Origin of the sequence: Lentzea sp. NPDC060358 (genome assembly GCF_042725365.1) — a bacterium.
Taxonomy (GTDB): Bacteria; Actinomycetota; Actinomycetes; order Mycobacteriales; family Pseudonocardiaceae; genus Lentzea.
The window spans coordinates 1-15,701 of the sequence record NZ_JBHXCW010000187.1 but is presented as its reverse complement, the minus strand read 5'-3'; the positions used below and the strand labels follow the sequence as shown (position 1 = coordinate 15,701).

16 protein-coding genes are annotated in these 15,701 nt (G+C 70.0%); 6 read left to right on the top strand and 10 right to left on the bottom strand.

Annotation, left to right across the window (positions count from 1 at the left end; genetic code table 11):
• Positions 1 to 42 precede the first annotated feature (42 nt).
• A complete protein-coding gene (locus ACFWGZ_RS30430; RefSeq protein WP_382455022.1) occupies positions 43 to 234 on the bottom strand; it encodes a DUF397 domain-containing protein in 192 nt (63 codons plus the stop codon).
• A 24-nt stretch (positions 235 to 258) separates the two neighbouring features.
• Positions 259 to 1,104: a helix-turn-helix domain-containing protein gene (locus tag ACFWGZ_RS30425; RefSeq protein ID WP_382455021.1), complete on the bottom strand. Its 846-nt coding sequence runs from the start codon at positions 1,102 to 1,104 to the stop codon at positions 259 to 261.
• A gap of 166 nt (positions 1,105 to 1,270) precedes the next feature.
• On the opposite strand from ACFWGZ_RS30425, the gene ACFWGZ_RS30420 reads away from it, so the two are divergent.
• Together ACFWGZ_RS30420 and ACFWGZ_RS30415 are read left to right on the top strand one after the other, a co-directional pair.
• Positions 1,271 to 1,588 carry a hypothetical protein gene (locus ACFWGZ_RS30420; protein WP_382455020.1) on the top strand — a complete coding sequence of 106 codons (318 nt, stop codon included), beginning with the start codon at positions 1,271 to 1,273 and terminating at the stop codon, positions 1,586 to 1,588.
• 430 nt (positions 1,589 to 2,018) lie between these two features.
• Complete coding sequence (locus ACFWGZ_RS30415; protein ID WP_382455019.1) at positions 2,019 to 4,232, top strand: SulP family inorganic anion transporter; 2,214 nt, start codon at positions 2,019 to 2,021, stop codon at positions 4,230 to 4,232.
• Between the two features lie 57 nt (positions 4,233 to 4,289).
• Here the strand turns inward: ACFWGZ_RS30415 and dacB are convergent, their stop codons facing one another.
• Positions 4,290 to 5,828 carry a D-alanyl-D-alanine carboxypeptidase/D-alanyl-D-alanine-endopeptidase gene (dacB, locus tag ACFWGZ_RS30410; protein ID WP_382455018.1) on the bottom strand — a complete coding sequence of 513 codons (1,539 nt, stop codon included), beginning with the start codon at positions 5,826 to 5,828 and terminating at the stop codon, positions 4,290 to 4,292.
• Positions 5,825 to 7,255 (bottom strand): NADP-dependent phosphogluconate dehydrogenase, encoded by a 1,431-nt coding sequence (gene gndA, locus ACFWGZ_RS30405; protein WP_382455017.1) that lies wholly within the window; start codon positions 7,253 to 7,255, stop codon positions 5,825 to 5,827. Before gndA ends, dacB begins: the two co-directional genes overlap by 4 nt.
• Before the next feature lie 121 nt (positions 7,256 to 7,376).
• Between gndA and ACFWGZ_RS30400 the strand changes: the two genes are divergently transcribed.
• Positions 7,377 to 7,679 carry a DUF2218 domain-containing protein gene (locus ACFWGZ_RS30400; protein WP_382455016.1) on the top strand — a complete coding sequence of 101 codons (303 nt, stop codon included), beginning with the start codon at positions 7,377 to 7,379 and terminating at the stop codon, positions 7,677 to 7,679.
• Here the strand turns inward: ACFWGZ_RS30400 and ACFWGZ_RS30395 are convergent.
• A complete protein-coding gene (locus ACFWGZ_RS30395) occupies positions 7,662 to 8,255 on the bottom strand; it encodes a LysE family translocator (RefSeq protein ID WP_382455015.1) in 594 nt (197 codons plus the stop codon). The genes ACFWGZ_RS30400 and ACFWGZ_RS30395 overlap by 18 nt on opposite strands.
• A gap of 59 nt (positions 8,256 to 8,314) precedes the next feature.
• Here ACFWGZ_RS30395 and ACFWGZ_RS30390 point away from each other — a divergent pair, with 59 nt between their 5' ends.
• The gene (locus ACFWGZ_RS30390) at positions 8,315 to 8,821 is read left to right on the top strand and encodes an Lrp/AsnC family transcriptional regulator (RefSeq protein ID WP_382455014.1); all 507 of its coding nucleotides are present in this window, start codon (positions 8,315 to 8,317) and stop codon (positions 8,819 to 8,821) included.
• A 4-nt stretch (positions 8,822 to 8,825) separates the two neighbouring features.
• Here the strand turns inward: ACFWGZ_RS30390 and ACFWGZ_RS30385 are convergent, their stop codons facing one another.
• The 3 genes from ACFWGZ_RS30385 to pyk form a co-directional block, all read right to left on the bottom strand.
• A complete protein-coding gene (locus ACFWGZ_RS30385) occupies positions 8,826 to 9,269 on the bottom strand; it encodes a hypothetical protein (protein WP_382455013.1) in 444 nt (147 codons plus the stop codon).
• Positions 9,270 to 9,323: 54 nt separating this feature from the next.
• Positions 9,324 to 10,235 (bottom strand): acyl-CoA thioesterase II, encoded by a 912-nt coding sequence (gene tesB / locus ACFWGZ_RS30380; RefSeq protein WP_382455012.1) that lies wholly within the window; start codon positions 10,233 to 10,235, stop codon positions 9,324 to 9,326.
• Between the two features lie 104 nt (positions 10,236 to 10,339).
• Positions 10,340 to 11,764 (bottom strand): pyruvate kinase, encoded by a 1,425-nt coding sequence (pyk, locus tag ACFWGZ_RS30375; RefSeq protein WP_382455011.1) that lies wholly within the window; start codon positions 11,762 to 11,764, stop codon positions 10,340 to 10,342.
• Positions 11,765 to 11,828: 64 nt separating this feature from the next.
• Here pyk and ACFWGZ_RS30370 point away from each other — a divergent pair, with 64 nt between their 5' ends.
• Complete coding sequence (locus tag ACFWGZ_RS30370; protein ID WP_382455010.1) at positions 11,829 to 12,173, top strand: VanZ family protein; 345 nt, start codon at positions 11,829 to 11,831, stop codon at positions 12,171 to 12,173.
• Here the strand turns inward: ACFWGZ_RS30370 and ACFWGZ_RS30365 are convergent.
• A complete protein-coding gene (locus ACFWGZ_RS30365) occupies positions 12,121 to 12,768 on the bottom strand; it encodes a DUF2461 domain-containing protein (RefSeq protein WP_382455009.1) in 648 nt (215 codons plus the stop codon). The two genes, ACFWGZ_RS30370 and ACFWGZ_RS30365, sit on opposite strands and share 53 nt — an antisense overlap.
• A gap of 76 nt (positions 12,769 to 12,844) precedes the next feature.
• Here ACFWGZ_RS30365 and ACFWGZ_RS30360 point away from each other — a divergent pair, with 76 nt between their 5' ends.
• Complete coding sequence (locus tag ACFWGZ_RS30360) at positions 12,845 to 14,761, top strand: helicase-associated domain-containing protein (protein WP_382455008.1); 1,917 nt, start codon at positions 12,845 to 12,847, stop codon at positions 14,759 to 14,761.
• A gap of 30 nt (positions 14,762 to 14,791) precedes the next feature.
• On the opposite strand, the gene ACFWGZ_RS30355 is transcribed toward ACFWGZ_RS30360, so the two are convergent.
• Positions 14,792 to 15,604 (bottom strand): DNA/RNA non-specific endonuclease, encoded by an 813-nt coding sequence (locus ACFWGZ_RS30355; RefSeq protein ID WP_382455007.1) that lies wholly within the window; start codon positions 15,602 to 15,604, stop codon positions 14,792 to 14,794.
• Positions 15,605 to 15,701: the final 97 nt, after the last annotated feature.

Sequence of the window (15,701 nt, the reverse complement as noted above, 5' to 3'; positions counted from 1 at the left end):
GGCTGGATGATCCAGCCGGGGCGTTCTCGTGTCACCTGTCGTTCAGCAGACGAACGAGCCGGTCTTCGCGGCAGCGAGGAAGGTCTCCCACCCGCCGTCGCCGAACCTCAGCCGCGCGCCTTCCGCGTTCTTGCTGTCCCGGACAGCCGCACCGGATCCGACGAGCGCGATCTCCACGCAGTCGGGCCCGCTGGCGGACGAACGGCTGCTCTTGCGCCAACGCAAGCTTTCCACTCTGTGCTCACTCCTGGTCTCGACTCACGCGAGGGTGCGAGCGACTTCGGTGATCAGGGTCGCGGACGCCGCCGGGGGCAGGGCGGTCCTCACCAGCCGCTCGAACACCTCGGCGTACCAACTGACGTCACTCGGCTGCTCCAAGTAGACGCCGCTCCTGGTGCTCTCGATGTAGACCACGTCGGGGTCGAGCTGCTCGGGGAAGCTCAGGATGACGAACGGCCCGTCCATCGCAGCGTAACCACCGGCGCTGAACGGCACGACCTGCACCGTGACGTTCGGCAAAGCACCGACTTGGAGAAGACGCGCCATCTGCGCACGCATCACCCCGGTGCCGCCGACGAGCCTGCGCAGGGCCGCCTCGTCGATCACGACGTGCAGGCGCAACGGGTCGTCCTCGCTCAGCAACGCCTGCCGCGCCTTGCGCAACCGGACCCGCCGGTCGATCTCGGCGGCGCTCGCCTCGGGGAGCACCTGGGAGATCAACGACCTCGTGTACGCCTCGCACTGCAGCAGGCCGGGGATCATCAGGCCCTGGTAGGCCCTGATCGAGTCCGCGTCGGCCTCGTACCCCACGTAACGACCGGGCACGATGTCGCCGAACTCGTCCCACCACCCCTTGCGGCGGGCTTCCCTGGCCAGCTGGACCAGTTCATCCAGGGTGACGGAGTCCGCACCGTAGGCGGCGAGCATGTCCCGCACGTCGCGCGGGCTCACCCCCACGCGCCCGGTCTCGATGCGGCTGATCTTGGAGGCTGAGCACTCCAGGCGCTCCCCGACCTCCTCGATCGTCAGCCCTGCCGCCTCGCGCAGTCGCCGGAGCTCGCTCACGAGCCGCCTCTTGCGCACGGTCGGGCTGCTACCCCGCATGACGCCTCCTGGGTGGCATCCACACCTCCTGGTCGCTCCCAGTTTGAGAGCAGAGGAGCGAACCGCAAAGGGACGTCATCCATTCGTGTACTGCAACTTGCAGTTCTCCTGACGTGGGGGACAGGCTGCATGGGTTGCTCACGCTAGGACTGGAGCTCTGAGCCTGATGGCCGTCACGGTGTTCAGCCAACTGGACAAGTCGCTGCACTCCCACCTGGCCACGCTCACCGAACTGGCCCAGCGCGGTGACGACCAGACCGCCCTCGTGCTCGCCAGGGTTGAGCTCCCGAGGGTGGTCGCGGTGGTCAAGGCGTTGCTGGACGAGCACCAGCCCGACGAGCACGGCCGGTGCGCGACGTGCAAGCGAGGCTGGTTGTCCCGCCGCCTGCCCGCACCGTGCCGTGCCTACCTCTCGGCGCAGCTGATCCTGACCGTGGTCGGGCAGGAGCCCTCGCACGGCAAGCACCTGCGCTCGGTGGGCTGATCACCGGCACGCGGCGGTTCCTCGCGAACCGTCACGACCTGGGCCGGCTCCGCACCCCCCGACCGGAGCCGGCCCTCCTCTCCTCCCCCTGCGCCGTCACCAGGCGTGACGGCGGACGCGAAGATCAACACGGTTGGCTGAATCCTCTGTCACAGCACCGTTTTCGCCGTCATCATGGTCGTGACGCGGCCTGATCCCGACCCCACGATGCCTGTGCCGACACGGAGGTGTTCCCGTGCCGACCCCGCATGACCGCGCCGACGCGCTCGCAGCCGTCCGGCCGCGCCGAATGCTGCCCTTGGAGCGCCTCTAGAGCGCTCTCCCGGCACTCACCTCCCCCTCCCCGCCCTGTGCGTCTCGCGCACAGGGCCATGCCGTCGTGGCAGGCCGCCTCCGCTCCACCACCGTCCCAGGAAAGGGAACCTCCGCCGTGAACCACCTCCAGAGGTCCAGCACCGGTGACCACACCCCGCACGGTCCACCGGTGGTGCTCAAGAACGACCTGCCCGCGAGCCTCGTGCTGTTCCTGATCTCCATCCCGCTGTCGCTCGGCATCGCGCACGCGACCGGCGCGCCGCTGATGGCCGGCCTCATCTCCGCGGTGATCGGCGGTGTGGTCGTGGGCGCGATCAGCGGCGCGCCGTTGCAGATCAGTGGGCCGGGCACCGGTCTCGTGGTGATCGTGGCCGGTCTCGTGGCCCAGTTCGGGTGGGCGGCCACCGCGGCGATCACGCTGGCGGCGGGCGCCGTGCAGATCGCGCTGGGCCTCACGGGGATCAGCCGGCTCGTGCTGTCGCTGTCCCCCGCCGTCGTGCACGGCATGCTCGCGGGCATCGGCGTCTCCATCGCCGTCGGTCAGCTCGTGGTCGTGCTGGGGGGCACGGCGGCTCCGAAGGTGCCCGCGAACGTGGCGCTGCTGCCCGGCGAGCTGGCGGACTTCCGGCTCGGCCCGGTCCTCGCCGGAGCGGTCGCGATCGCCGTTCTGCTGCTGTGGCCGAAGGTTCCGCGCGTGTCGGTGGTCCCCGCGCCACTCGTCGCGGTGGCCGCGGCGACCGGGCTCGTGTTCGTGCTGAAGCTCGACGTCGCCCGCGTCGACCTGCCGGACAGCCACGCGCTGGTGTTCCCGGAGCTGCCGCACGGCAGCGTCGGCGCGGTCCTGACGGCCGTCGTGACGGTCGCGCTGGTGGCGAGCATGGAGTCGTTGCTGTCGGCCGTCGCCACGGACCGGCTGCACGACGGACCGCGCGCCCGGCTGGACAAGGAGCTCGTCGCGCAGGGCACCGGCAACGTGCTCGCGGGCGCGCTCGGCGGGTTCCCGATCAGCGGCGGCCTCGCGCGGAGCTCCACGAACGTCGCCGCGGGCGCGAAGACCCGCTGCGCCACGATCATGCAGGGCCTGTGGATCGCCGTGGCGGTGCTCGCGTTCGCACCGGCGCTGGAGCTGGTCCCGCTGGCGGCGCTGGCGGGCGTGCTGCTGGTCGTCGGCCTCAAGCTCGTCTCGATCGCCCGGATGAAGGACCTGCTGCGGCACCGGGAGTTCGGGGTCTACGCGGCGACGGCGCTGGGCGTCGTCCTCTTCGGACTGCTCGAGGGCGTGGTCGCGGGACTCGTCGTCGCCCTGCTGCGGGCGCTGTACCGGTTGACGCACTGCTCGGTGCGCGTCGAGGGCAACCGGGTGTGCGTGCGCGGGTCGCTGGTGTTCCTCGGCGTCGGCCGCCTCGTGCGCGCGCTGCGGCGGATGCCGGCCGGCGAGACCGTGGTGCTGGAGCTGCACATCGACTACCTCGACCACGCCTCCTACGAGGCGATCGACGACTGGCGCGAGAACTACGAGCGGATGGGCGGCCGGGTGCAGGTCGACGAGGTGCACGACACCTGGTACGACCGAGCGAACCAGGGCAAGCCGGGCCGGCGCAAGACGCTGCCGGGTCCGTTGCCGCGCTGGTTCGCGCCGTGGTCGCACTGGCAGGGCACGTCGGACGCGGTGGCGCTGCCCGAGCAGCGCGCCTCGGCGGAGAGCGACCCGATGCTGCTGGGGATGCACGAGTTCGAGCGGCGGTCGGCGCCGCTGGTGCGGCCGTTCCTGCACGAGCTGGCGGTGCGCGGGCAGCGCCCGCAGCAGCTGTTCATCACCTGCGCCGACTCCCGCGTGGTGCCGAACCTGATCACCACGTCCGGGCCCGGCGACCTGTTCTGCGTGCGCAACATCGGCAACCTGGTGCCGATGGCGTCCGCCGGGGACCGGTCGGTCGGGGCGGCGGTCGAGTACGCCGTGGAGATCCTCAACGTCGGCACGATCGTCGTGTGCGGGCACTCCGACTGCGGTGCGATGAAGGCGCTGGTGCAGGGCTCCGCCCCGCGCGGCTCGCACCTGCACTCGTGGCTGCGCAACGCCGAGCCGTCGCTGATCCGGTTCCACGCGCCGACCTCGCCCGGCTGCGCGGAGCTGCCGGTGGCCGACCGGCTCGCCGTCGCGAACGTCGCGCAGCAGCTCGACAACCTGCTCGGCCACCCGAGCGTGCGGGAGGCGATCGCGGCGGGCACGCTCACGTTGAAGGGCATGTACTTCGACATCTCGAACGCCCGCGTCTACCTGGTCGACCCCGACCGCAACGGGCTCGAGCCCGTGCCGTCACCGGCGTAGGAAACGCCGGAGCCGCCCCGGTTTCGCACCGGGGCGGCTCCAGTTCCGTTCGGCTTCCTAGCAGGTGCCGATCCAGGAGCACTCCACGTCGAAGCGCTCCTTGGCGGGAACGTCGGTGCGTTCCTGCGCCGGGACCTTGCGCTGCTGCGGCACCGACTGGACCTGCGGCTGCTGCGCAACCTGGGTCCCGCCATCGGAGGCGAGCCGCACGGCGACCCTGTCCTCGATGGACTTCGGGCTGTTGAACAGCAGCACGTTGTTCTGCACCAGCGAGAACACGAGGTCACGCCCCGCCGCCGTGCGCACGTAGCCGGACAGGGCCGACACGCCGCTGAGCGAGCCGGTCTTGGCCTTCACGTTGCCCGCGGCCGGCGTGTTCTTCATGCGGTTGACGAGAGTTCCGTCCACCCCGGCCACCGGCAGGGTCGCCTGCCAGGTGGAGAACCACGGCTTCGCCTTCGCCTTGATCAGGATCGACGCCAGCGCGTCCGGCGAGAACTGGTCCAGCCGGGACATGCCGGAGCCGTCGAAGACCTCGACCCCGTTCGGGTCGACGCCCAGGCCCGACCACTTCGTGCTGAGCTGGTTGACGCCGTTGGTGAACGACTTGCCGGCCGACTTGACGAGCACCTCGGCCAGCATGTTGTTGCTGTCCTTCATCAACGGCGTGAGCAGCTGGCCCAGCGTCTGCGACTGGTCCGCCGCGAGCACTGCGGCACCGGACGGCGCTGCCGCCCTGCGCACGTCACCGGAGAACTCGATCCCGTTTTCCCGCAACGCGTTGCGGAACACGGACGAGACCAGCGCGGTCGGGTCCTTCACCGTCGCCAGCGCCACCGTCTCGACGTTCGTCGACCCGCTGACCCTGATGACGTTCGAGCCGTGGTCGCGCTCGACGCTCACGCCACCGCTGCCGGTGGTCGCCGTGCTGACCACGTGGACGACGTCGTTCTCCGGCTCGGACGTCGCGATGACCGGGGCGCCCTGCGAGGCGCCCGGCTTGACGCGCACCAGCACCGTGCCGGCGCTGAACTTCGCGTCCGGCGACAGCGTCAGCGCGGAGGTCTCCGCGCTGTAGGAGAACGGCTCGTCGTCCCACGCCCAGCCCGAACCGTAGGGCTGGGAGTCGAACGCGGTGCCGTCGAGGACCAGCGAACCGCTGATCTTCGTGACACCGCTGTTCTTCAGCGCCGTCGCCAGCGCCGCGTAGCGCGACCTGCTCATCGTCGGGTCGCCGGTGCCGCGCAGGACGAGGTCGCCCTGCAGCGTCGATCCGGCACGCGTACCCGAGGACAGCAGCTCGGTCTTCCACTTGAAGTCGGGGCCGAGCAGGTCGAGCGCCGCCGTCGTCGTGAGCAGCTTCATGTTCGAAGCGACCTGCTGACGACGAGCGCTCGTCCTGGTGTAGACGACGTCGCCCGTGTTCGCGTCCCGCACGACCAGGCCGACGTCCGCGCCGTTCAGCGCGGGGTCGGCGAGGATCGCGTCGAGATCAGCGGTCAGGGCTTCGTTGTCCACGGCCACCGCGCCGCCGCTGGACGTCAGGGTCAACCCTGCCGCGACAGCGACGACCGCCCCCAGAACCTTCAATTTCACGCTTCCACCTCAGACCTGTCGCCTGACCACAACGTGTGGAAGCTACCGGTCTTGTCGGTGCGCCTGTACGTGTGTGCGCCGAAGAAGTCCCTTTGCCCCTGCACGAGGGCGGCAGGCAGTCGCTCCGAACGGAGGCCGTCGTAATAGGCCAAAGCGCTCACGAAACCGGGCGTCGGGACGCCGGACTCCACCGCGCGGACCACGACCCTGCGCCAAGCGGTCTCGGCGTTCTGCACGGCGTCGCGGAAGTAGTCGTCCACCAAAAGAGACGCCAGATCCGCATTCGCGTCATATGCCTCGCGAATGCGGTTGAGGAACTGGGCGCGAATGATGCAGCCGCCGCGCCAGATAGTCGCCATTGCGCCGAGGTCGATGTTCCAGTCGAAGTTCTTCGACGCTTCGCGAATCATGTCGAAGCCCTGCGCGTACGCGACGACCTTCGACGCGTAGAGCGCCTGGCGCACGTCGTCGACCAGTTCGGCGTCCGGCTTCGCGACGACCTCGCTGGCACCGAACGCGGCGCGCACGGCCTTGCGCTGCTCGACGTGCCCGCTCAGGCTGCGCGCGAACACGGCCTCGGCGATGCCGGTGACCGGCACGCCCAGCTCCAGCGCCTCCTGCACGGTCCAGCGGCCGGTGCCCTTCTGCTCGGCGGCGTCCTCGATGACGTGCACGAGCGGCGTGCCGTTCGCGTCGACGTGCTTGAGCACCTCGGCGGTGATCTCGACCAGGTACGACTCCAGGTCGCCCGAGTTCCACTGCGTGAAGACCTCGGAGATCTCCGCCGGCGACTGCCCGCCGATGCGGCTCAGCAGGTCGTACGCCTCGGCGATCAGCTGCATGTCGGCGTACTCGATGCCGTTGTGCACCATCTTCACGAAGTGCCCGGCGCCGTCCGGCCCGACGTGCACGCAGCACGGCTGGCCGTCCACCTTGGCCGCGATCTCCTCGAAGACCGGCCCGACGTGCTCGTACGACTCCGCGGGCCCACCCGGCATGATGCTGGGGCCGTTGAGCGCTCCCTCCTCGCCACCGGAGATGCCGGCGCCGACGAACAGCAGCCCCTTCTCCTTCAGCGCGGCCTCGCGGCGGCGCGTGTCGTTGAAGTGGGCGTTGCCGCCGTCGATGACCATGTCGCCGGGTTCGAGGATGCCGCTCAGCTCGTCGATGACGGCGTCGGTCGGGCCACCCGCCTTGACCATGATGATGATCTGGCGCGGCGTCTGCAGGCTGTCGACCAGGTCCTGCAGCGTCTCGGCGCCGACGAAGTCGCCCTCGTGGCCGTGCTCCTCGAGCAGGGCCTTCATCTTCGCGGGCGTCCGGTTGTGCACGGCAACCTTGAACCCGTGACGCGCGAGGTTGCGCGCGAGGTTGCTGCCCATGGTGGCAAGACCGGTGACCGCGATACGTGCTTTGCCTTCCGTCATGCGCACAGCCTGCCGTGTTCTCCGGCTTTGCGCGAGACGTCACAGCGTGTTCTCAGACTCCGTTTTGCCAGGTGAACCGCGTCACGTGCCGGTACGTATGGCTAGGCGTAAGTTGGCTTTCATGACGGAATTCACGAGCGTGGGACGCTCGGCGACCGACCGCGCCTCCAGGTACGGATCGCAGCTGGTGAAGCACTTCACGCACAAGGACCTCGAAGGGTCCTGGGAGGACGATCGCGGCTTCGTCCGCTTCTCCGCGGGCCGCGCGGAGTTCGAGGCCGCGTCCGACGCGTTGATCATGCGCGTGGTGACGTCGTCCGAGGAGGACGCGGCGCGCCTGCGCGACGTCGTGGAGCGCCACCTGGTCCGCTTCGGAACGCGCGACGAGCTCACGGTCACCTGGGACTCAGGTAGCGAGAACTGACGCCGCCAACCCGATGAGAGCGGTCCCACAGACCCTCTCGAACACGGTGCGCGTGCGCGGCCTGCCGAGCAGCTTGCCCAGTTGCCGCGCCGAGGGCACCAGCAGGACCCAGAACACCGCGAACACCCCGACCGTGACCGCGCTCAGCAGCGCCGCCTGCGGGAGGGGTGCGGCGTTCGGGTCCATCGCCTGCGGGATGAGGCTGAGGAACGTCAGCATCACCTTGGGGTTCAACAGGTCGCACAACAACCCGCGCAGGAACACGTTCCTCTGCGGCGGCTGCACCTCGAGGGGCCGGCGAGCCGCCCTGATGGTCTGGAAACCGATGTAGGCCAGGTACCCCGCGCCGACCGCCTTCACGACGAACAACGCCGTGGGCGCCGCCGCCACGAGCGCCGACAACCCGACCGTCGCGAGCACCGCGTGGACCAGCAACCCGGTCAGCACACCGAGCGCCGCCTCGACACCTTTGCGGAGACTCCGCACCGCGTTGCCCATGACCAGAACGAAGTCGGGACCGGGCACGACCGTGATCACCACGAGCGCGAGCAGGAACGACGTCCACGCGATGTGCATGACGCGGATCCTGTTCGGTTGTTCTGCCGCGTTCCAGCAGGTCAGTACGATGTTCGGTTATGCGCGAACAAGCCGAACTGGATTCGGTCGACTGGCACATCCTGGAGGAGTTGCAGAACGACGCCACCCTGCCGAACCGCACCCTGGCTGAGGTGGTCGGGCTGGCGCCGTCGACCTGCCTGCAACGGGTGCGGCGGCTGCGCGACCTCGGGGTGATCACCGGCAGCCACGCCGTCGTGGACCCCGCGCTGACCGGGCTGCCGCTGGAGGCCGTCGTGTCGGTGAACGTGCGACCGCACACCCGTGTCGTCGTCGCCGGCTTCCGGGCGTTCGTGATGGCTCAGCCGGAGACGCGGTCGATCTTCCACGTGTCGGGGCAGGCGGACTTCCTGATCCACATCGCGGTGGCCGATTCGACGCACCTGCAGGCGTTCCTGATGGACAAGATCGCTTCGCGGACGGAGGTGCGGAACCTGACCTCGTCGGTGGTTTTGGAGCGGGTGGAGACGCGTGCTTTGACGCCGCCGCCGAACCTGCGGCCCGCGCATCGGCGGCGGAAGACCTGATGGCCTAGCCGCAGTCGTCGATCCGCCACACGCCCGACTCACGCACCCACGGCTCGCCGCGTTGATCCAGTTCGGCCTTGTCATAGGTGTAAGTCACGCGGGCGAGGTCTCCCGCGGCCTGGTCGACCTTCAGAGACCTGATCTCCTGCGGACCGTAGACCGTGCCGGCCTGCTGCACGAGCATCACGAAGTTCGACCGCGTGTTCCGCTCCTTGCACCGTTGCGACAGCAGGTCGTACGCCACGTCTCCGTTGCCCACGAGGAACGCGACGGAGTAGGCACGCACCTGCTGCTCCAGGGCGGAGTTGTCCAGCGGCGGGCTGCTTGTGGCGACAGCGGTCGTCGTAGGCGCGGCGGCGACAGGCGTGCTCCCCTCGCTTAAGCTGCCACAACCCGACAGCACCACCGCAAGCAGGCCGACAGCCGCCGTTCCGATTCGTGTGATCACATCGGCCTATCGTCACGCAAGATCAAATCGCTACATGCACCGCGCCCCGCGGTCTCAGGCACCGCCGTCGGAAGACTTGATCACCCGGATCAACCCCTCCTGCACCACGGTCGCCACCAGAGCCCCGTCCCGCGTGAAGAACCGCCCGGTCGCCAGCCCCCGGTTGCCGGAAGCCGAAGGCGAAGTGGTGTCGTACAACAACCACTCGTCGGCCCGGAACGGCCGGTGGAACCACATCGCGTGGTCGAGAGAAGCCCCGAGGACCTTGTCCAGCCCCCAATAGACCCCGTGCCGCGCCAGCACCCCGTCCAGCAGGGTCATGTCCGACGCGTAGGTCATCACGCACAGCTGCAGCATCGGGTCGTCCGGCAGCTTGCCGTCCGCCTTCATCCACACGCGCGACGCGGCCTGGCCGGGACCGTCCTCACGCGACTCCCACGGCGGCTCCGTCACGTACCGCACGTCGATGGGGCGCGGGAACTTCAGGTTCACCAGCGGGTACGTCGCGGCGGACTCCTGCCACGTCGGCAGCGACTCCGGGTCCGGCACCGACGGCATCTCCGAGGTGTGCTCGACGCCCTGCTCCTCGACCTGGAACGACGCCGAGAGCGAGAAGATCGCCTTGCCGTGCTGCACGGCCACGACGCGGCGGGTGGTGAACGAGCGGCCGTCGCGGATGCGGTCCACCTCGTACACGATCGGCACGCGCGGGTCGCCGGGGCGGATGAAGTACGAGTGCAGCGAGTGCACGCGGCGTTCGACCGGGACCGTGCGGCCGGCGGCCACCAGGGCCTGGCCCGCCACCTGGCCGCCGAACACGCGCACCGGCGACTCCGCGGGCGAGACGCCGCGGAAGATGTTCTCCTCGATGCGCTCCAGGTCCAGCAACGCGACCAGGTCGTCCACTGCGGATTGCCCGCTCACCCCGGACGGGTGCGAAGCGGCGGCTCGGGCGGCCTCAGTCACGGCGAAACTCTCCTAGCGGCACGGAATCGGCCCCGCGCCCTCGACGACCAGTATGAGGGGGCGGGGCCGGCAACCACGACCTGAGAGGCTGAGAGCCGAACCACTTACGCGTGGTCGTCCTCGCCCAGCCGGTGCACGCGGATGAGGTTCGTCGAGCCGATGGTGCCGGGGGGCGAGCCCGCGACGACGACCATGAGGTCGCCCGCCTGGTAGCGGCCGATCTCGATCATGGCGACGTCGACCTGGCGGACCATCTCGTCGGTGGACTCCACCTTCGGGACGATGAACGTCTCGGTGCCCCACGTCAGCGACAGCTGCGAGCGCACCGACGGCTCCGGCGTGAACGCCAGCAGCGGCAGGTGCGTGTGCAGGCGGGCCAGGCGGCGGACCGTGTCACCGGACTGCGTGAACGCGACCAGGGCCTTCGCGTTGAGGCGCTCGCCGATGTCGCGGGCCGCGTACGAGATCACGCCGCGCTTGGTGCGCGGGACGTGCGTCAGCGGCGGCACGACGACCGACTCGGTCTCGACGGCCTCGATGATGCGGCCCATGGTCTGCACGGACTCGATGGCGTACCGGCCGACCGAGGTCTCGCCCGAGAGCATCAGGGCGTCCGCGCCGTCGAGCACCGCGTTCGCGACGTCGGACGTCTCGGCGCGGGTCGGGCGGGAGTTGGTGATCATCGAGTCGAGCATCTGGGTGGCGACGATGACCGGCTTCGCGTTCTCGCGGGCGATCTGGATCGCGCGCTTCTGCACGAGCGGCACGTGCTCGAGCGGGAGCTCCACGCCCAGGTCGCCGCGGGCGACCATGACGCCGTCGAAGGCGAGGACGATGGCCTCGAGGTTGTCGACGGCCTCCGGCTTCTCGATCTTCGCGATCACCGGGAGGCGCTTGCTGCCCGCGCGGTCCATGACCTGGTGGACCAGGTCGATGTCCGCGGGCGAGCGCACGAACGACAGGGCGATGAAGTCCACGCCCAGCGAGAGCGCGAACTCGAGGTCCTCGATGTCCTTCTCCGACAGCGCGGGCACGGAGACGTCCATGCCGGGCAGCGAGAGGCCCTTGTTGTTGCTGACGGGCCCGCCCTCGGTGACCTCGCAGACGACGTCGGAACCCTCGACGTCGACGACCACGAGGCCGACCTTGCCGTCGTCCACGAGCAGGCGGTCGCCGACCTTGGCGTCCTTCGCGAGCTCCTTGTACGTCGTCGACACGCGGTCGTGCGTGCCCTCGACGTCCTCGACGGTGACGCGGACCACGTCGCCGGTGTTCCAGTCGACCGGACCCGCGGCGAACCGGCCGAGGCGGATCTTGGGGCCCTGGAGGTCGGCGAGGATGCCCACGGCGCGGCCGGACTCGTCGGCTGCCGCGCGGACCATGTCGTAGACCTGCTTGTGGTCGGCATGGCTGCCGTGGCTGAAGTTCATCCTGGCCACGTCCATACCGGCCGCTACCAGGTCGCGGACCTTGTCCGGCGTGCCAGTGGCGGGACCGAGGGTACAGACGATCTTTGCGCGTCGACTCACGTCTAGAGAGAGTAGACCTGGTTCCTGGACCGATCCCGAACTACCCATCGGTAATGTTTTGACGATGGGCCGAGTCCTTCCTTTCGTGATCGCGGCGTCGCTCAGCGTCGTCGTGCTGTTCACCCCCGAGTCAGGTGTGCCGAGCTCACCACCCGGTACGGACAAGGTCGTGCACATCACGCTGTTCGCGCTGCTGGCCCTCACCGGCCTCCACGCGAGGATCCGCCACGTCCTGGTCGCGCTCGTCGTCTACGCGGGTGTCTCGGAGGTCCTGCAGCAGCTGATCACACCCCTGCACCGCAGCGGCGACGTGCTGGACGCCCTGGTGGACGTGCTCGGCATCGGCCTCGGCTGGGCTATCTGCGCGGCTGTTCGCTCACGCCGACGTGGTCCTCGCACCACGCGTTGAGGTCCCGCAGCTGCCGCCACGACCTGCGCACCCGCTCCAGGCACTCCGGCTCGTGCAGCGCGTCGTCCGGCTCCCACACCTTGCGCACGTAGATCGACCGGTGCTTGAGCAGGTCGAGGTGCGGGTGGTCGTCGTCGAACCCGCGCGGCTTCGACTTCATCACGTCGCCGGCGAGCGTCCAGCCCTGCTTGAGGAGCTTGTCCACGATCTTGCGCAGCAGCACGCCGTGCGCGCCGACCGAGGCCCGGTAGCGGGCCAGCTGGTCGGAGGCCATGTGGAACGAGCCGCCGCCGGTCATCAGGCCCTCGGGGCTGAGCTGCACGTAGTACGCGCCGCCGCCGCGGCCCTTCTCGATCACCGCGCCGCAGTGGTCCTTGTACGGCGTCTTGTCCTTCGCGAACCGCACGTCGCGGTACGGGCGGAACACCTTGCCCTCGCCGAACTCCTTCTCCAGCGCGAGGAGCAGGGCCTCCATCGGTGCCCGCACGTCGCGCAGGTAGGTCTCCTTGTTGTCGTCCCAGTACGCCTTCGTGTTGTCGAGGACCAGTCCGTCGTAGAAGTCGATGGCGTACTCGCCAAAACCGCTGAACGTCACCGAGTCAGCCTAGGCCGACCGCCCGAACGCGTGAAAATTCGTTTGAGGGCACACAACCGAGGCCATAATCCGGTGAATGCCACGCCGTATCAACGCGCTCGCGACCTGGCTCCTCCAACTCGGGCCGGACGAGGTGGCCACCGTCCTGCTGCACCGCCGCGACGTGGCGGACCGCTTCGTCCGGACGCTGAAGGACCTCGCGACGCAGCTGACCGACGCCGACTCCGTGCGCGCCGCGGAGGACACCCTGGACCAGGGCGCGCTCGACGTGCTCGCGGTGGTCGTCGCGCAGGGCAACTCGGGCACCATCGACACGGTCTGCACCGAGCTGGGGTGTTCGGTCGACGACTTCGAACGGGCCTTCCAGCGGCTCAAGGACCGCGCGCTGGCCTGGCCGGACGGGCCGCGGCTCGTGGCGGTGAACTCGGTGCGGGCGAGCGGGACGCACGGCCGGCTGACGCCGCGGCCCAGGACGCCGCGCCGGCGCAGGGCGCTGGAGATCTCGCCGGTCGTGGCCGCCATGTCCACTGTGGACGGTGTGGCGCGGTTGCTCGCGCACTGCGAGCAGGACACGTTCGACGCCCGCTACACCGGTGGCGTGGCGACCGTCGAGATCCGGCGGGTGGCGAAGGCGTTGCGGGTCGGCGACGGGGTGCTGCGGCTGTGGCTGGAACTGGCCGCCGAGGCCCAGCTCGCCGGGGTGGACCGGTCGCGGCTGTTACCGACGAAGCAGGGTGACGACTGGCTCGACGCGCAGCCCGGCACGCGGCTCGCCGCGCTGGTCGCGGCCTGGCAGCGGATGGACTGGCGGCCCGAACCGGACCAGGCGCGGGCGGCGTTGCGCGACTACCCCGCCGCGAACGGGCTCGCGTTGCGGCGCGGCGCGCTGGAGCGGTTCTCGGCCGAGGAGGCCTTCGCGGACCTGGCCGAACTTGTTGACGACCTCGTCTGGGAACGCCCGGCGGTGCACGACCCGAGGGCGACGGCGGCGGTGATCGGCGAGATGGAGTCGCTCGGCCTGGTGGCGGGTGGTGCGCTCACGAGGCTGGGCGCGGCGGTGCTGGACAACGGCGACGTCGAGGCGGCGGCCGCGGAGCTGATGCCGGCGGCGAGGGAGAGAGCGGCGTTCCAGGCGGACATGACTGCCGTGGTGACCGGGCTGCCGTCGCCCGAGCTGAGCGCGGTGCTGAACCTGGTGGCGGACCTGGAGGACAACGACGCCGCGCGGGTGTGGCGGATGTCCGCGGGGTCGGTGCGGCGCGCACTCGACACCGGGTTGTCCGCCGACGCGGTGCTCACGCGCCTGGCGGCGGTCTCGGAAGCGCCGTTGCCGCAGGTGGTCGAGCACCAGGTGCGGGACGTGGCGCGGCGGCACGGGAGCCTGACTGTCACAGACGTGCGGAGCTGCGTGCGGGCCGCGGATTCGGCGCTGTTGCAGGAGATCGTGAAGTCTAAGCGGCTGGGGTCGCTCAAGCTGCGGTTCCTGGCGCCGACGGTGCTGGCGTCGGACCGGCCGATGACCGAGACGCTGGCGGCGTTGCGGCGGGCGGGGTACGCGCCGACCGGGGTGGACGGCGGCGATCAGTCCATTGTGGAGCGGGTCGAGAGGCTGCGGGCACCTGCCCGCGGGCAACGCCGCCCGGACCGGTGGTGGCGGACGGAGCTCGACGACCTGGAGCTCGCGCAGCTCGCGATCCGGCTGGTGGAGCAGGAACGGCCGAGCGCCGGGCGGGGAACGCCGCGGGCGGGGGCGGCGCGGATGCTGCGCGACCAGAACGTCTTCCTGCGCGACGAGGAGGTCGTGCTGCTGGCGTCGGCGCTGGTGGACGGCAGCAGCGTCGAGATCCGGTACGCGAGCGGGCCGCGCAGGACCGAGACGCACGTGGTCGTCCCGACCCGGCACCTCGAGGGCGTGCTGAGCGCGGCGTGCGAGGACGGCATCAGCAGGGACTTCGACATCGGCCACCTCCGCGAGGTGGCCCTCCCCCGCTGAGCGGGAGAGGGCGGCTTCCCGCGCCCGTCGTCACCACCTGATGTCGGCGAGGCTGCCGAGCGGCCGGCGCTCCGACTCGTCGAGCAGCTGCGCGGCGGCGGTGTCGGCGGCGTGCAGCTCGGCCGGGAAGATGAAGCCGGTGCGCTTCTCGATCTCGGTCAGCGACACCTGGAACACGCGGAACTCGTCGAGGTCGAGCGCCTCGGCGAGCACGAGGTTCTGGGTGAGCAGGAACGCGCTGCAGCGCAGCTCGCCGTCCACGGCGAACGCGATCGCCTTGTAGAACTCGCGCGGGATCGCGACGCCGCGGAAGATCCGGTCGTCGGCGTTGAACACCGGCCCGCCGTAGACGCTGACCTTGAGGTTGTCCACGTCGACGTCGGCGAGCACCGCGTCCTCGAGCCGGCCCCAGAGCCCCTCCTTGGTGCTCTGGTTGAAGTCGTCCATCTGCGGCGTGATGTTCGTGAAGAAGAACGAGTCCCTGTTCGCCTTCTGCGCCTCGGCCTTCGGGCCCCAGCACAGGTCGGCGCGGCGCGCGAGGTGCCCGCGGTCGAGCCGGTTGTCGCGGTAGAGCTCGTCGCCGGTCTGGAACTCGGCCGGGACGCGCGGGTCCTTGACGAACGGGATGCCGCTGCGGCTCAGGGCCTTCAGCTCGCCGCCGTCGATGTTCCACGCCACCCAGACCGCGAACTTGCGCGCCTTGCTCAACGCGAGCGAGAAGTGGGTGTAGTCGATCGTGGTGGAGCCGTCGAGCTCGACGGCGTCGGCCGCGCCGGAGTCGGTCAGGACGGGCGGTCCCGCGGTGGTGCCGAGGAACTTCGCGTCGAATCCCGCACTGGTCATGTCGCCCCCTACTGGTTCACCAGCAGGGTCGGCACTTCTCACGCGGTCGTTAGCCACCGCACCCGAACGGCCCAGTGCGCGCGGCGAGTTCGCCGGG

Excerpts from the sequence above, each read along its gene's own strand:
- ACFWGZ_RS30425 (WP_382455021.1), bottom strand. The coding sequence starts at position 1,104 with ATGCGGGGTAGCAGCCCGACCGTGCGCAAGAGGCGGCTCGTGAGCGAG.
- ACFWGZ_RS30420 (WP_382455020.1), top strand. The coding sequence starts at position 1,271 with ATGGCCGTCACGGTGTTCAGCCAACTGGACAAGTCGCTGCACTCCCAC.
- gndA (WP_382455017.1), bottom strand. The coding sequence starts at position 7,255 with ATGACGGAAGGCAAAGCACGTATCGCGGTCACCGGTCTTGCCACCATG.
- ACFWGZ_RS30400 (WP_382455016.1), top strand. The coding sequence starts at position 7,377 with ATGACGGAATTCACGAGCGTGGGACGCTCGGCGACCGACCGCGCCTCC.
- ACFWGZ_RS30395 (WP_382455015.1), bottom strand. The coding sequence starts at position 8,255 with ATGCACATCGCGTGGACGTCGTTCCTGCTCGCGCTCGTGGTGATCACG.
- ACFWGZ_RS30390 (WP_382455014.1), top strand. The coding sequence starts at position 8,315 with ATGCGCGAACAAGCCGAACTGGATTCGGTCGACTGGCACATCCTGGAG.
- ACFWGZ_RS30370 (WP_382455010.1), top strand. The coding sequence starts at position 11,829 with ATGGGCCGAGTCCTTCCTTTCGTGATCGCGGCGTCGCTCAGCGTCGTC.
- ACFWGZ_RS30360 (WP_382455008.1), top strand. The coding sequence starts at position 12,845 with ATGCCACGCCGTATCAACGCGCTCGCGACCTGGCTCCTCCAACTCGGG.
- ACFWGZ_RS30355 (WP_382455007.1), bottom strand. The coding sequence starts at position 15,604 with ATGACCAGTGCGGGATTCGACGCGAAGTTCCTCGGCACCACCGCGGGA.